This window comes from Streptomyces griseoviridis (assembly GCF_005222485.1).
Classification (GTDB): domain Bacteria; phylum Actinomycetota; class Actinomycetes; order Streptomycetales; family Streptomycetaceae; genus Streptomyces; species Streptomyces hintoniae.
This window is the reverse complement of record NZ_CP029078.1, coordinates 6500243-6514640: the sequence shown is the minus strand read 5'-3', so window position 1 is coordinate 6514640 and position 14398 is coordinate 6500243. Positions and strand designations below refer to the sequence as shown.

General features: G+C 71.0%; 12 protein-coding genes. 8 read left to right on the top strand and 4 right to left on the bottom strand.

The genetic code is table 11. The annotated features are described in order from the left end of the window. Positions 1 to 268 precede the first annotated feature (268 nt). The gene (locus DDJ31_RS28220) at positions 269 to 2728 is read left to right on the top strand and encodes a DNA gyrase/topoisomerase IV subunit A (protein ID WP_127177572.1); all 2460 of its coding nucleotides are present in this window, start codon (positions 269 to 271) and stop codon (positions 2726 to 2728) included. A 229-nt stretch (positions 2729 to 2957) separates the two neighbouring features. Here the strand turns inward: DDJ31_RS28220 and DDJ31_RS28215 are convergent, their stop codons facing one another. After that, positions 2958 to 4058 (bottom strand): CobW family GTP-binding protein, encoded by a 1101-nt coding sequence (locus DDJ31_RS28215; protein WP_127177573.1) that lies wholly within the window; start codon positions 4056 to 4058, stop codon positions 2958 to 2960. 328 nt (positions 4059 to 4386) lie between these two features. On the opposite strand from DDJ31_RS28215, the gene DDJ31_RS28210 reads away from it, so the two are divergent. The 7 genes from DDJ31_RS28210 to DDJ31_RS28180 all read left to right on the top strand — a co-directional run bounded on the left by DDJ31_RS28210 (position 4387) and on the right by DDJ31_RS28180 (position 11387). Next, positions 4387 to 4944, top strand: a complete 558-nt coding sequence (locus DDJ31_RS28210) for a DUF6082 family protein (RefSeq protein WP_127177574.1) — start codon at positions 4387 to 4389, stop codon at positions 4942 to 4944. A 275-nt stretch (positions 4945 to 5219) separates the two neighbouring features. Continuing rightward, complete coding sequence (locus tag DDJ31_RS28205; RefSeq protein ID WP_127177575.1) at positions 5220 to 5459, top strand: hypothetical protein; 240 nt, start codon at positions 5220 to 5222, stop codon at positions 5457 to 5459. A gap of 210 nt (positions 5460 to 5669) precedes the next feature. Further along, positions 5670 to 5906: a hypothetical protein gene (locus DDJ31_RS28200; RefSeq protein WP_127182572.1), complete on the top strand. Its 237-nt coding sequence runs from the start codon at positions 5670 to 5672 to the stop codon at positions 5904 to 5906. Between the two features lie 500 nt (positions 5907 to 6406). Continuing rightward, on the top strand, positions 6407 to 7651 hold the full coding sequence (locus tag DDJ31_RS28195) for a citrate synthase (protein WP_127177577.1): 1245 nt from the start codon (positions 6407 to 6409) through the stop codon (positions 7649 to 7651). Positions 7652 to 7869: 218 nt separating this feature from the next. Continuing rightward, positions 7870 to 8814, top strand: a complete 945-nt coding sequence (locus DDJ31_RS28190; RefSeq protein ID WP_127177578.1) for a sucrase ferredoxin — start codon at positions 7870 to 7872, stop codon at positions 8812 to 8814. 225 nt (positions 8815 to 9039) lie between these two features. Next, positions 9040 to 10710, top strand: a complete 1671-nt coding sequence (locus tag DDJ31_RS28185) for an ATP-binding protein (protein WP_127177579.1) — start codon at positions 9040 to 9042, stop codon at positions 10708 to 10710. After that, positions 10707 to 11387 carry a response regulator gene (locus DDJ31_RS28180; protein ID WP_127177580.1) on the top strand — a complete coding sequence of 227 codons (681 nt, stop codon included), beginning with the start codon at positions 10707 to 10709 and terminating at the stop codon, positions 11385 to 11387. The genes DDJ31_RS28185 and DDJ31_RS28180 overlap by 4 nt, the downstream gene beginning before the upstream one ends. Before the next feature lie 78 nt (positions 11388 to 11465). On the opposite strand, the gene DDJ31_RS28175 is transcribed toward DDJ31_RS28180, so the two are convergent. The 3 genes from DDJ31_RS28175 to DDJ31_RS28165 are packed head-to-tail and all read right to left on the bottom strand — an operon-like array spanning position 11466 to position 14258. After that, on the bottom strand, positions 11466 to 12518 hold the full coding sequence (locus DDJ31_RS28175) for an ABC transporter substrate-binding protein (protein WP_127177581.1): 1053 nt from the start codon (positions 12516 to 12518) through the stop codon (positions 11466 to 11468). 59 nt (positions 12519 to 12577) lie between these two features. Next, positions 12578 to 13453: an ABC transporter permease gene (locus DDJ31_RS28170; protein WP_127177582.1), complete on the bottom strand. Its 876-nt coding sequence runs from the start codon at positions 13451 to 13453 to the stop codon at positions 12578 to 12580. Continuing rightward, on the bottom strand, positions 13443 to 14258 hold the full coding sequence (locus DDJ31_RS28165) for an ABC transporter ATP-binding protein (RefSeq protein ID WP_127177583.1): 816 nt from the start codon (positions 14256 to 14258) through the stop codon (positions 13443 to 13445). Before DDJ31_RS28165 ends, DDJ31_RS28170 begins: the two co-directional genes overlap by 11 nt. Between the last annotated feature and the right edge of the window lie 140 nt (positions 14259 to 14398).

Sequence of the window (14398 nt, the reverse complement as noted above, 5' to 3'; positions counted from 1 at the left end):
CCCGCCGGTCCCGCCACTGTATGCAAGCGTGCGGACCGGCGGCGAAGTTCCCGGACGACATACGCCCACAGCGGATCGCGTAGCCTGCGGGCAGCCGAGCCGAGGTCGGGTGGTCACAGCGCCCGGCCGCGCTTTCGGCGTGCTCAGCGTGTTGGGCGCCGCCCGGCGCCGCCGCCGCTGTCAGCGTTGTCAGTGGTTCGGTCCACAATGGTCCGTGGCAGATCTTGCCCACGCCCCAGCCACCAGAACACAGGAGGAGCCGGCAGCGATGGCCCGCCGCAGCACGAAGACCCCGCCGCCCGACGACTCGTACGAGGAGAAGATCCTCGACATCGACGTCGTCGACGAGATGCAGGGCTCCTTCCTTGAGTACGCGTACTCGGTCATCTACTCCCGAGCCCTGCCCGACGCGCGCGACGGCCTCAAGCCGGTCCACCGCCGCATCGTCTACCAGATGAACGAGATGGGCCTGCGCCCCGACCGCGGCTACGTGAAGTGCGCGCGCGTCGTCGGCGAGGTGATGGGCAAGCTCCACCCGCACGGCGACGCGTCGATCTACGACGCCCTGGTGCGGATGGCCCAGCCGTTCTCGATGCGGCTGCCGCTGGTCGACGGCCACGGCAACTTCGGCTCGCTCGGCAACGACGACCCGCCGGCCGCCATGCGGTACACCGAGTGCCGCCAGGCCGAGGCGACGAGCCTGATGACGGAGTCGATCGACGAGGACACCGTCGACTTCGCGCCGAACTACGACGGCCAGGAGCAGGAGCCGGTGGCCCTGCCCGCCGCGTTCCCGAACCTCCTGGTGAACGGCGCCTCGGGCATCGCCGTCGGTATGGCGACGAACATGGCGCCGCACAACCTCGCCGAGGTCGTCTCGGCCGCCCGCCACCTGATCCGCTACCCGAACGCGGATCTGGACACCCTGATGAAGCACGTGCCGGGTCCCGACCTGCCCACCGGCGGCCGGATCGTCGGCCTGTCCGGCATCAGGGACGCGTACGCGACGGGCCGCGGCACCTTCAAGATCCGCGCCACGGTCGAGATCGAGACCGTCACCGCCCGCCGCAAAGGCCTGGTCGTCACCGAACTGCCCTTCACGGTCGGCCCGGAGAAGGTGATCGCGAAGATCAAGGACCTGGTCGGCGCGAAGAAGATCCAGGGCATCGCCGACGTCAAGGACCTCACCGACCGCGCGCACGGCCTGCGCCTGGTCATCGAGATCAAGAACGGCTTCGTGCCGGAAGCCGTCCTGGAGCAGCTCTACAAGCTGACGCCGATGGAGGAGTCCTTCGGCATCAACAACGTGGCGCTGGTGGACGGCCAGCCGCTGACGCTGGGTCTCAAGGAGCTGCTCGAGGTCTACCTCGACCACCGCTTCGAGGTCGTCAGGCGGCGCAGCGAGTACCGCCGCAAGAAGCGGCGCGACCGCCTGCACCTGGTCGAGGGCCTGCTCACCGCGCTCGTCGACATCGACGAGGTCATCCGGCTGATCCGGTCGAGCGAGAACTCCGCGCAGGCCAAGGAGCGCCTGATGGAGCGCTTCGGCCTGTCGGACATCCAGACCCAGTACATCCTCGACACGCCGCTGCGCCGGCTCACCAAGTTCGACCGCATCGAGCTGGAGTCGGAGAAGGAGCGGCTGAACGCGGAGATCGCCGAGCTGACCCGGATCCTGGACTCGGACGCGGAGCTGCGCAAGCTGGTCTCGGCCGAACTGGCCTCGGTGGCCAAGAAGTTCGGCACCGAGCGGCGCACGGTCCTGCTGGAGGCGTCCGGCACCCCGGCGGCCACCGTGCCGCTCCAGGTCGCCGACGCCCCCTGCCGGGTGCTCCTCTCCTCGACGGGGCTGCTGGCCCGCACGGCGAACGGCGAGCCGTTCCCCGAGGACGACGGCGAGGCACGGCGTGCCAAGCACGACGTGATCGTGTCGGCGGCGCCGGCCACGACCCGCGGTGAGATCGGCGCGGTCACGTCGTCGGGGCGGCTGCTGCGGATCAACGTCGTGGACCTGCCGCAGCTGCCGGAGACGGCGAGCGCGCCCAACGTCTCGGGCGGGGCGCCGCTCGCCGAGTTCGTCACCCTGGAGGACCGCGAGACGGTGGTCTGCCTGACGACGCTCGACGAGTCCTCCCCCGGTCTCGCCCTCGGCACCGAGCAGGGCATCGTCAAGCGGGTGGTCCCCGACTACCCGTCCAACAAGGGCGAGTTGGAGGTCATCACCCTCAAGGACGGTGACCGGATCGTCGGCGCGGTGGAGCTGCGCACCGGCGAGGAGGATCTCGTCTTCATCACGGACGACGCCCAGTTGCTGCGCTACCAGGCGGCGCAGGTGCGCCCGCAGGGCCGTCCGGCGGGCGGTATGGCGGGCGTCAAGCTGACCGACGGCGCGAAGGTCATCTCCTTCACGGCCGTCGACCCGGCGGCGGACGCCGTGGTGTTCACCGTCGCGGGCTCGCGCGGCACCCTGGACGACTCGGTGCAGACGACGGCCAAGTTGACGCCGTTCGACCAGTATCCGCGCAAGGGCCGGGCCACCGGGGGCGTGCGCTGCCAGCGGTTCCTGAAGGGCGAGGACTGCCTGTCGCTGGCCTGGGCCGGTGCCGTACCGGCCAAGGCGGCGCAGAAGAACGGCACTCCGGTCGACCTCCCGGAGATCGACCCGCGCCGCGACGGCTCGGGGATCTCGCTGCCGAAGACGGTGTCGGTGGTGGCGGGGCCGCTGTAGTCGGTGGGGCGGGCGGAGCGGCCACGGTGGCTGTCTCCGCCGCACCGGTTCGGGCGGAGCGGCCATGGTGGCTGTCTCCCCCGCACCGGTTCACATGGCTCCGACAGGACCGTTCGGGCGTCGTCGACCGCACCGACTCGGCCGGGTCCGCAGGGCAGCGCTTCCAGGCCCGGCCTCGCCGGGTCCTTCCTGGTGGAGGACGCCTCCACGGGCCGGTGGTCCTGCCGGGCTACGCGCGTGCGGCGGGGTGGGCGGGATCGGCCGGGTCGGCCCACGCCGCTTCGCTCGGCTCCGCCTCGGAGTCGGGCACATAGCGCAGCACGCCCCACATGGCGCGCTCGTCGGCGGTCTGCGGGCCGTCGCTCTCGCACGCCTCCAACTCCTTGCGCAGGGCGGGCGCGTCGATGCCGGAACCGATGAGGACGAGCTGGGTGAGCCGGTCGTCGGCCGCGCCCCACGGCTCGGGGTAGAAGCGCAGGAACCGTCCGACGGCGTGCACGGCGTAGCGGTTGCGCGGGTCGTGGGCGCCGAGATCGACGTACCCCTTGATCCGGTAGAGCCCCTCGGGCCTGCTGTCGAGGAACGCCATCAGCCGGCGCGGGTCGAGGTCGGTGCCCGAGGTGAAGGACACGCTGTCGTAGGAGGCGTGCAGATGGCCCGCGTGGTCGTGCGCGCCGCGGTCGTGGAGGTCGTCGAAGGAGAGCTGCCCGACACGCTCCGTGCGGGGCCGGCAGTCGAAGAGGAACTCCGGGTCGACACGGCCCCAGGAGGCGGGGACGACGGCCGCGCCGTCGACCAGCGAGCCGACCAGGGCGAGCACCCGTTCGGCGTCGGAGGTCCGGTCCAGCTTGTTGACGACGACCAGGTCGGCGAGGGCGAGATGCCGGTCGATCTCGGGGTGCTTCGCGCGCGTGCCGTCGAACTCGACGGCGTCCACGACCTCCACGAGCCCCCCGTACACGATCCCCGGCTGCTCGCTCGCGAGGACCATGCGGACCAGTTCCTGCGGCTCGGCGAGGCCGCTCGCCTCGATGACGATGACGTCGATGCCGGCGGCGGGCCGGGCGAGCCGGTCGAGGTACGTGTCGAGTTCGGCGACGTCGACGGCGCAGCAGAGACAGCCGTTGCCGAGCGAGACGGTGGAGTCACCGAGCGCCCCCGCGACGGCCATGGCGTCGATCTCGATGGCCCCGAAGTCGTTGACGATCGCGCCGATCCGGCTGCCACCACTGTGGTGCAGGAGGTGGTTGAGCAGGGTGGTCTTGCCGGAACCCAGGAATCCGGCGAGCACGACCACCGGGATCTGGCGGGGACTCCGACCCGACGTCATACCGCGCCCTGCCTCTCTCACGCCGATGCGTGCGCCGGGCCACGGTCCCGGCGCACCCGCGGAAACGGAATGCGGACCCAGGATACGAGCCGGACGGAGCACCGTGCGGCGCGCGCTCCCCGACGGCCGTGACGGAGCGGACCCAGGGCAGGGCGCCGGTTCGTGCGACCCTCGCTTCCCTCCGTGCGCCTCTTCTCCGCCTCCCCGAGGCTCCGCTCGATCGGCACCCTGGGAGGCGGCATGCGCCGCCCACCGCTCGCCGGTCCCCCCTCAGTCGACCCCGCACCCCGACGACCGGCGGACGGCCGCCTGAAAAACGGGGAGTGACATGGCAACACGGAACATGGGCCTTCGGAGGTTGAGGGTCGTCGCCTCGGCGGGCGTCGGTCTGGTGGCAGGTGCCGCCGCCACCCTCGCCTGCCAGCGACCCGCGCTCCGCGCCCTGCACAGCTGGATCGAGCATCTGGAGGACGCCTCCAAGGCCCGGCGGCAGAGCAACTTCGCCCACCAACAGCGTCTCCACTGGGAACTGCTGAGCAAAGCCATGGACGACCCGGAACTCGCCGAGGTCCTGGACGCCTACAACGGCACCGTCAGCCCCAGAAAGCAGCGCCAGTTCCTCTTCGCGAACGCCTTGTACACCAATGCGCTCTGCTACTACCGCATGGGTAACATGACCCGCGAGGAGTTCTTCGGATTCGCCCGGAGCATGCTCCAGAATCCCGTGTTCCGAGAGTATTGGTACGCGACTCATCCGCACCGGGCGACTTTGACCCACAGATCCGAGGAAGCCAAACTCGGACGTATGGTCGACGACCTTCTCGCCAAACTGGAGGAAACGGACTCCGACGAGTGGTGGGTGGTCGGCGACCCACCGTCCGAGTAACGGTGGCCGTTCCCCGCCCCCTGCCACACCGCGTACGATCCGGGAGCCGTGTTGCCGCGCACATCACGCGATTGGGCGATAACGAACCTGTAAACCGCCGCGTTTCCCCAGATGCCGACAAGGTTGACTTCTCCGCACCCTGCGGAACGGGCCGATCCCCGCCGAACCGCTGTCCCCCGCCGCCCGGTTGCCGAGGCCGTGGCCCTACCGGGTCGCATCGCACCGCGCTGCACCACCGCGCAATCTGCCTCGACGCACGAAGGAACACCAGAACAGTGAGCAAGATCACCCGCCGGATCGGTACACCGCCCAGCGCCCGGGGAAGCGCGACAGGCGCCAATTGCCCCGATATTTTCGAGCTGTCCGACGGAAGGTTCGCTGTCATCGGCACGGACGTCACCGACGAACTCGACGCCCATCTCCCTTCCGATGCCTCACGGGCCGACTACGAACGCATTGTCGTGGTCACCCGCGAGACCTTGATGCACGCGAAGGCTGACATCCCCGACGCATAGGCGACGGAAGGCATTTCCCTCCGCACAGGCGCCTGTTCCGTCAGTCTGTATTGGTTCGTTTCCGGTTTTCGCACGTTCGGGATTTTCGTTCGTTTGCGGTTTTCGTTCGTTCGCACATCGACGGCCCCGGTGTCCCCCACTCATCGGCGGGACGCCGGCGGGCGGCACGACCTTGAGCCGAAGGTCCCAGTCTGAAAGGTCGAGACAATGGTGGACATCGTACGGCGGATCGGTGATTCTCCGTTCGCGCGAGGCAGCACATCGGGACAGACCTGCCCCGACATCTTCGAACTCAGTGACGGCAACTTCGCCGTGATCGGGACGGAAGCCACGGCACAGCTCGACGCGAAACTCCCCGCCGACGCCGCCAGGGCCGACGACGAGAGCATCGTCGTCATCACCCGCGAGACGCTGATCCGCGCCCGCAAGGACATTCCGCGCGCCTGAAGCCCCTTTCCGCGGCTTTCCGCGGCTTTCCGCGACCGGCGCCACGCCTCGCCCGCGCCGCCCTGAGCGAGCCCTGCCTTGAGCGAGCCTCGCGCCGGTCCCACCGCGTTCACGGTGTCCCCCGCGCCCACCGCGTCCGCCGCGTCCGCCGCGTCCGCCATGGGGCTGCGGGCTGCGGGCTGCGGGCTGCGGGCTGCGGGCTGCGGGCTGCGGGCTGCGGGCTGCGGGCTGCGGGCTGCGGGCTGCGGGCTGCGGGGGCAGGGTCTCACCGGCGGCCGGACGGGGCGGGTTCGCGGTGCCGATGGGTCGGGGTTGCGCGGGCCGATGGGCCGATGGGCCGAGGCTCCGCGGGCCGATGGGCCGGGTTTCGCGGCGCGGATGGGCCAGGTTTCGCGGCGCGGATGGGCTTGAGGCACCGGTCCATACTTGACTCGGATTCCATCAACATTGACTCGCTCAATGCGCGAATCCACCTGTCCGCCTGCCGATACGGTGTGGCCATGCGCGATCCAGAGCCCTCCCCGAGCCTCGCCGAGCGGCGGCTGACCACCCGGGAGACCGCCGAACTGCTGGGCGTGAAGCCCGAGACCGTGTACGCGTACGTGAGCCGCGGCCAGCTCAGCAGCCACCGCGTCCCGGGCGGCCGGGGCAGCACCTTCGACACCGCGGAGGTGACGGCGCTCGCCCGACGCAACAAGCGGGAGAGCGCGGGGAGTCAGCACACCGGCGGCGAGCTGTCCGTACGCACCCGCGTCACCCTCATCGAAGCGGATCGTTACTACTTCCGGGGGATCGACGCCACCGAACTCGCCCTGCGGCACTCCTACGAAGAGGTCGCCGAGTGGCTGTGGACCGGCCGGATGGAGCCAGGCGTCGAGTTCAGAGCCCCGGCCGCCTCGGTCGCCGTCGCCCGTCGCGCCGTCGACGCGCTGCCCGAACACACCGGCCCCACCGACCGGTTGAGGGTCGCCGCGATCGCGGCCGCGGCCGCCGACCCGCTGCGCTTCGACCTCTCCGAGGACGCCGTGCTCGGCACCGCGCGCACGCTCATCCCCACCCTCGTCGCCGCCCTGCCGCCGGCCCGCCGCGGCCACCGGGACACCGGCCCGCTGGCCCGCAGGCTGTGGGCGCGGCTGACCGGGCGGGACGCCGACGCGGTCTCCCTGCGGGTGCTGGACACCGCGCTCGCCCTGCTCGTCGACCACGACCTCGCCGCCTCGACGCTCGCCGTGCGGGTCGCCGCGTCGGCCCGCGCGCACGCGTACGCGGCCGTCTCCGCGGGACTCGGCGTCCTGGAGGGCCCGCTGCACGGAGCGGCCGGCGGACTCGCCCACCGGACGCTCCTCGACCAGGGCGACGCCGCCCCGGTGATCGCGGAGGCGCTGCGCGCGGGACGCCGGGTCCCGGGGCTCGGCCACCGTCTCTACACGGGCGAGGATCCCCGCGCGCGGGTGCTGTTCTCGCTGCTGGAGGAGGTCCCGGACGCCGCTCCCGCCCTCGCGGCGGCCCGCGACATCGTGGCCACCGCCGCCCGCCACACCCCTCTGCACGCCAATGTGGACCTGGCCCTCGCGGTGTTCACCGCGTCCAGCGGCATGCCGGCCACGGCCAGCGAGACGATCTTCGCCGTCGCCCGAACGGCGGGCTGGATCGCGCACGCCCTGGAGGAGTACCAGGAACGCCCGCTGCGCATGCGGCCGAGCGGGCACTACGTGGGCCCGAGGCCGCCCCAGCCGCTCCCCTAGCAGCCGTCCCGCCCCGGTAGGTCACCGTGGACGGCGCTGCCCGCCGAGGCCGTAGGCGTAGTGGACGTCCTGCCCTCGGAAGGCCACGGCCTCTGCCTCGCTCCACCCCTGCGGCCTGCGCAGTAGCGGACGTCCTGTCCTCGGAAGGCCACCCTTCCGGACCAGGCGACGAGCCCACCGGAAGTCGCCGCAGGGCAAGTCAGGTTAGGCTCACCTCTGTGAGTACGTGCGCAACTGTCTCCCAGGCGCTCGACGAGCCCCTGTCGGGAACCGCGGCCACCGCGAGCACCTGGCTGCTGGTGGAACAGCCAGGTCCCTGGGGTGCGAAGGCGCTCACGTCGAGCCGCCTCGACCCCGAGGTCGGCCGCGCCCTGGAGGCCGCCGCCGAGGGCACGGGTGTCCGGGTCGCCCTCATCCGCAGGCCGGGCCGGCACGCCGACCCCGGTGGTCCCTCGGAGCGCCGGGTGTACGCCGCGCACACCGTCCCCGGCCGGGTCTGGCTGCACTCCGCCACCACCCGCGACCCGCGCGAACTGCTCTCCCTCGACTTCCGCGCGCTCGGCGAGGGCGACCACCACGGCTTCGACACGGTCCTCGGCGGCGGCCCGCACCCGGGCGACCCGCTCGCGCTCGTCTGCACCAACGGCAAGCGGGACCGCTGCTGCGCCCTGCTCGGCCGTCCGCTCGCCGCCGAACTCGCCGCCTCCGGGGTGGAGGGCGCCTGGGAGGTCACCCATCTGGGTGGACACCGCTTCTCGCCGACGCTGCTGGTCCTGCCGTACGGCTACGCCTACGGGCGCGCCGAGGCGCACGCCGTGAAGCAGATCCTGCACAGCGTCCAGGAGGGACGGATCGTCACCGAGGGCTGCCGCGGATGCTCGGCCTGGGAGCGGCCGGGGCAGGCCGCCGAGCTGGCGGTGCGGACCGCGCTGCGGGAGGACACGGCGGACGTACTGAGCGTCGTCCGCACGGAGGGCGCGGCGCCGCGCTGGGACGTCACCGTCGCCCACACCGACGGGCGCCACTGGCGGGTCGTGGTGGCCCAGGGGGCGTCGCTGCCGCCCAGGCAGGAGACCTGCGGGACGTCGGTCCTCGGGTCGCCCGCGCGCATGGACGTCGTGTCGGTGCGGGAACTGGTCCCGGCGGGAAGCGCGGGCCGCTGACCATGGACAGCCGCTTGGCGGATCAGACGGATTGCTTGACGGATCAGACGGGTTGAGCGGATCAACGCGTCAACCACCGCATGATCCGTCACCCGCCACATCAATCTGTCAACCGATCCGTCAACCACCACATCAAGTGTTGATCACGGCAACGCAATATATTGATCAAGAGATCCACGCCACACCCCTACGGCACCTCGCACACCTGCACGTACCGTCATGGGTATGAGCACCACTCCCCCCGCGCGCCGGATGCGCCTCGGACTGCCGAGACGGGCGTTCTCGCAGGTGCTGCTGATGCAGGTGGCGATCGCCGCGGGGGTCGCCGTGCTCGTGACCGGGCTCTTCCTCGAACCGCTCAGCAGGCAGCTGGACCACGAGGCGATGCAGCGCGCCCTCGCCATCGCGCAGACGACGGCGGAGGACCCGCAGATCGCGCGGGACCTGGAGACCACCGCGCCGACCGTCGGCGGACCGGTGCAGCGGGCGGCCGAGCGGATCAGGAAAGCCACCAGGGCCGAGTACATCGTGGTGCTGGACTGGCGGGGAGTGCGCTGGTCGCACACGGACGTCCGGCAGATCGGCAGGACCGTCTCCACCGACCCCAGCGAGGCTCTGGCCGGCCGGGAGGTCATGGAGATCGACAGCGGCACCCTGGGCCGCTCCGCGCGCGGCAAGGTGCCGCTGAGGGCCTCCGACGGCACTCTCGTCGGAGCGGTCTCGGTCGGTATCGCCTACGACGGCGTCCGGGCCCGGCTGCTGAGCGCCATCCCGGGGCTGCTCGCCTACGCGGGCGGCGCCCTCGCGGTCGGTGCCCTGGCCGCCTGGCTGATCTCCCGCCGGGTCCAGCGGCAGACCCGCGACCTGGCCTTCTCCGACATCTCGGGGCTGCTCTCGGAGCGCGAGGCGATGCTGCACGGCATCCGCGAAGGCGTCGTCGCGCTCGACCGCGGCGGCCGCATCCGGCTCCTCAACGACGAGGCGCACCGTCTCCTCGGCATCGACGACACGGTCGTCGGCACCCCGCCCGACGAGGCGCTCGGCGCGGGACGCACCGCCGACATCCTGGCCGGGCGGGTGACCGGCACGGACCTGCTGACCGTGCGCGGCCAGCGCGTCCTGGTCGCCAACCGGATGCCCACCGACGACGGCGGCGCCGTCGCCACCCTGCGCGACCGCACCGAACTGGAGCAGCTCGGCCGTGAACTCGACTCCACGCGCGGCCTGATCGACGCCCTGCGCGCCCAGGACCACGAGCACGCCAACCGTATGCACACGCTGCTGGGGCTGCTCGAACTGGAGATGTTCGACGACGCCGTGGAGTTCGTCGGCGAGGTGGTCGGCGACCATCGCGCGACCGCGGAACAGGTCACCGAGAAGATCCAGGACCCGCTGCTGGCCGCCCTGTTGGTCGGCAAGGCCACCGTCGCCGCCGAGCGCGGGGTCGCCCTGTGGGTGTCCGACCGCACCCGGCTGCCCGACCGGCTCGTCGATCCCCGGGGGCTCGTCACGATCGTCGGCAACCTGGTGGACAACGCGCTGGACGCGGTGGCGGCGACACCGCACGCGCGCGTGGAGGTCGAACTGCGCGCCGAGGGCCGCACCGCCGTCCTCCGCGTGCGCGACACCGGGCCCGGGATTCCGGCCGCGCAGCATGAGTTGATCTTCACCGAGGGCTGGTCGACCAAGGAGCCGCCCGCCCACCGCGAGCGGGGCATCGGCCTCTCCCTGGTGCGCAGGCTCGCCGAACGCCAGGGCGGCAGCGCGACGGTCGGCGACGCTCCGGGCGGCGGCGCCGAGTTCACCGTCGTCCTCCCCGAGGCGCTGACCGACGCGGCGCCCGAGCCGGTCCTGACCGCACGTGCCGGCCTTCCGCTCGAAGAGGAGTCGCGATGATCCAGGTCCTGGTCGTGGACGACGACACCCGGGTCGCCCGGGTCAACGCCGCCTATGTGGAGAAGGTGCCTGGCTTCCATGTCGCCGGACAGGCGCACAGCGCGGCCGAGGCGCTGCGCGAGCTGGAGGCGCTGCCCGGCCTCGATCTCGTCCTCATGGACCACTACCTGCCCGACGACACGGGTCTCGCCGTCGTCCAGGAGATGCGCAGGCGCGGCCATCAGACCGACGTGATCATGGTGACGGCGGCCCGTGACGTGTCGACGGTGCAGGCCGCCATGCGGCAGGGCGCCCTGCAGTACCTCGTCAAACCGTTCGCGTTCGCGGGGCTGCGCGCGAAGCTGGAGGCGTACGGGGAGCTGCGCCGCACGCTGGACGGCGGCGGCGAGGCCGAACAGGCCGAGGTGGACCGCATCTTCGGGGCGCTGTCCGCGTCCTCGGAGCCGGGGCTGCCCAAGGGGCACTCGCCGACCACGGCGGAGCTGGTGCGGCGCTCCCTGATGAACGCCGAAGGGCCGCTGTCCGCCCAGGAGATCGCCGAGCGCACGGGCGTGAGCCGGCAGACCGCCCAGCGCTATCTGAAGCTGCTGGAGCGGACCGGACGGGCCCGGCTGACGCTCAAGTACGGCGAAGCGGGCCGCCCGGAACACCGTTACGTGTGGGCGACCCGCGTCTGAGGGCGGGGCCGGCGGGAGAGACCGGCGGGAGCGTGGCTCGCCGACCGGCGGGAGCGTGGCTCGCCTCCCGCGCGGACCTCAGCCCTTGGCCTTCTCGACGAACTCGCTGGTGTAGGTCTTGGCGAGGTCGACCTTGGCGTTCTTGATGTTGGGGTTGAACGCCTTGAGCACCCTCTCGACGGTCTCGGGACCGTTCTCCGGCATCACGCCGTCCTTGGTGAACATCGGCAGGGTGCTGCCGATGGCCTTGGCGTAGAGGATGCCGTTGCCCTGCTTGTAGTCGGCGGGCATCTTGTCGGCGATCTCGGAGGCGCTGTGGGTGGACATCCAGTTGAGCGTCTTGACGAATGCATTGACCAACTTCTGGACGGTGTCCTTGTGTCCGTTCACCCAGTCCGTCTGCATGTACAGACTTGACGACGGATACGGTCCGCCGAGCGCCTCCTGCGACCCCTCGGGCGTCCGCATGTCCAGCAGGACCTTCCCGGCCTTCTTGTCGAGGATCGTCGCGACGGTCGGGTCGGTCGTCATCCCGCCGTCGATGGCGCCCTTCTCCAGCGCGGCGATGAACGTCGGCCCCGCGCCGACGGCGACCGGCGTGAAGTCGCTGACCTTCACGCCGTTCTTGACCGCGAGGTACTTGGTGAGGAAGTCGGTGGACGAGCCGAGCCCGGTGACCCCGAGCTTCTTGCCCTTGAAGTCCTTGGCCGAAGTGATCTTCTGTGACGCCTTGTTGGAGACGATCTCGACCTCGCCGGGGGCGTGCGAGAACTGCACCACGGACTCGACGATCTTGCCCTTGGTCTGGAGGTCGAGGGTGTGGTCGTAGAAGCCGACGGCGCCCTGCACCTGGCCGGAGACGAGCGCGGTCTCCGCCTGGACACCGGCAGGCTCGCTCAGCAGCTCCACGTCGAGGCCCTCGGAGTCGAAGTAGCCGAGCCGCTGGGTGAGCATGGCGGGCAGGTAGATGACCTTGTCCAGGCCACCGACCATGATCTTGACCTTCGTCCCCTTGCCGTCGCCCTTGCCGCTCGACGCGGTGCTGGACGCCTCGTTGGCGCAGGCGGTGAGGGCGGAGAGGCAGAGCAGGCCGGCGGCGGCCAGGGCGCCGTGTCTGGCGATGGTGCGCATGACGTTCACGTCCTTGTGAGAAGGCGATGCGGGAGGGGGGAAGCGGCGGCGGGGCGGGGTCAGCTGTCGGAGTCCGACGGCTTCCACCGGAAGATGCGGCTCTCGGCGAAGGTCAGCAGCCCTTCGGCGACCAGGGCGACGACCGCCAGGATGACCATCGCGGCGTACACACCGGCCGCGTTGAAGGTGCCCTGGGACTGCGCGACGAGCAGGCCGATGCCCTTGGTCGCGCCGATGTACTCGCCGACGATGGCGCCGATGAGGGCGAAGCCGAAGCTCACATGGAGGCTGGTGAAGATCCATGAGGTGGCGGAGGGGATGACGACCTGAAGGGTCACCCTGCGATCGCTCGCGCCGAGGATCCGCGCGTTGGCGACCAGGTTGCGGTCGACCTCGCGGGCGCCCTGGAAGGCGTTGAAGAACACCGGGAAGAAGACCAGGACGACGGCGGACGCCACCTTGGAGGCGGGTCCCAGGCCGAACCAGATGACGAAGATGGGCGCGAGGACGATCCTGGGGATCGAGTTGAGCACCTTGATGTATGGACCAAGGACATCGGCGAGGAAGGTGATCCGCCCCAGCGCGATACCGAAGACGACACCGGCGACCACACCGATGATCCAGCCGAGCAGCGCCTCGTACAGCGTGTACCAGATCTGCTCGCCCAGGGAGCCGAGGGCGGTGCCGTGCGTCACCCAGGTGTAGATCTGGTCCCAGATCTTCGACGGCATGGAGAAGTTGAACGTGTCGATCACCTTGGCCCGGGAGAGCACCTCCCAGAGGCCGAGGACGAGGACCAGGAGCAGGGCGCGGGCGCTGCCCACGATGATCTTGCGTCTGCGTGCGGCACGCGCGCGTGAGTGCGCGCGGTCCGTCTTCTCGGGCCCCGCGGCGGCCGGCGCGGCCGCGGTCTGGGGCAGGGTGTCAGGCGACATGGGCGGCGCCCCTCTCACGGGTGATGCGGACCTCTTCGCCGAGGGACTCCCAGATCTCGCGGTAGATCTCGATGAACCGCGCCTCCAGACGTACTTCCTCGACGCGGCGCGGACGGGGCAGGTCGATGTCGAAGACCTGCTTGACGGTGGCGGGCCCGGCGGTCATCACGACGACCCGGTCGGCCAGCGCGATCGACTCCTCCAGGTCGTGGGTGACGAACACGACCGAGGCGCGGGTGCCCTCCCACAGTTCGAGGAGTTCGTCCGACATCAGGGCCCTGGTCTGCACGTCGAGCGCGGAGAACGGCTCGTCCATCAGCAGGATCTCGGGGTCGTTGACGAAGGTCGCGGCGAGGGCGACGCGCTTGCGCTGGCCGCCGGAGAGCTGGTGCGGGTAGCGGTCCTCGAACGCGGAGAGCCCGACCCGGGCCAGCCACTCACGGGCCCGCTGCTTCGCCTCCGCCTTGGGCACCCCGCGGAACCGCGGCCCGGCCATGACGTTGGACAGGACCGTGCGCCAGGGGAAGGTGGCGTCCTGCTGGAAGACGAAGCCGACCTTGTCGCCGACCCCGTTCACCGGCTCACCGGCGACCAGCACCTCGCCCTCGGTGGGCTCCTCCAACCCGCTGACCAGCGTCAGCGTCGTCGACTTGCCGCAGCCGGTGGGGCCGACGACCGCCACGAACTCGCCGCGCCCGACCGTGAGGTCCAGGCCCCTGACGGCCGTGTGCAGTCCCCCGGACGGGGTCCTGAACGTTTTGCTCGCGCCCCGCAGCTCGATGGCGGGGCTGGTGTCTGCGCTCATGGCCGGGACGGTAGGAGTGGCGTGGGCCACAGCAGCAGCCTTGTGGGCACATGCCGTTCTTTTGCCTGCAGCAACCTGTTGTGCTCGTTTTGCTCGCGCTACAACAGCGGAGCCGAAACATGGGCTTAACGCCCGCATGG

Coding starts and splice junctions, on each gene's coding strand:
- DDJ31_RS28220 (WP_127177572.1), top strand. CDS start 269: ATGGCCCGCCGCAGCACGAAGACCCCGCCGCCCGACGACTCGTACGAG.
- DDJ31_RS28215 (WP_127177573.1), bottom strand. CDS start 4,058: ATGACGTCGGGTCGGAGTCCCCGCCAGATCCCGGTGGTCGTGCTCGCC.
- DDJ31_RS28210 (WP_127177574.1), top strand. CDS start 4,387: ATGGCAACACGGAACATGGGCCTTCGGAGGTTGAGGGTCGTCGCCTCG.
- DDJ31_RS28195 (WP_127177577.1), top strand. CDS start 6,407: ATGCGCGATCCAGAGCCCTCCCCGAGCCTCGCCGAGCGGCGGCTGACC.
- DDJ31_RS28185 (WP_127177579.1), top strand. CDS start 9,040: ATGAGCACCACTCCCCCCGCGCGCCGGATGCGCCTCGGACTGCCGAGA.
- DDJ31_RS28180 (WP_127177580.1), top strand. CDS start 10,707: ATGATCCAGGTCCTGGTCGTGGACGACGACACCCGGGTCGCCCGGGTC.
- DDJ31_RS28175 (WP_127177581.1), bottom strand. CDS start 12,518: ATGCGCACCATCGCCAGACACGGCGCCCTGGCCGCCGCCGGCCTGCTC.
- DDJ31_RS28170 (WP_127177582.1), bottom strand. CDS start 13,453: ATGTCGCCTGACACCCTGCCCCAGACCGCGGCCGCGCCGGCCGCCGCG.
- DDJ31_RS28165 (WP_127177583.1), bottom strand. CDS start 14,258: ATGAGCGCAGACACCAGCCCCGCCATCGAGCTGCGGGGCGCGAGCAAA.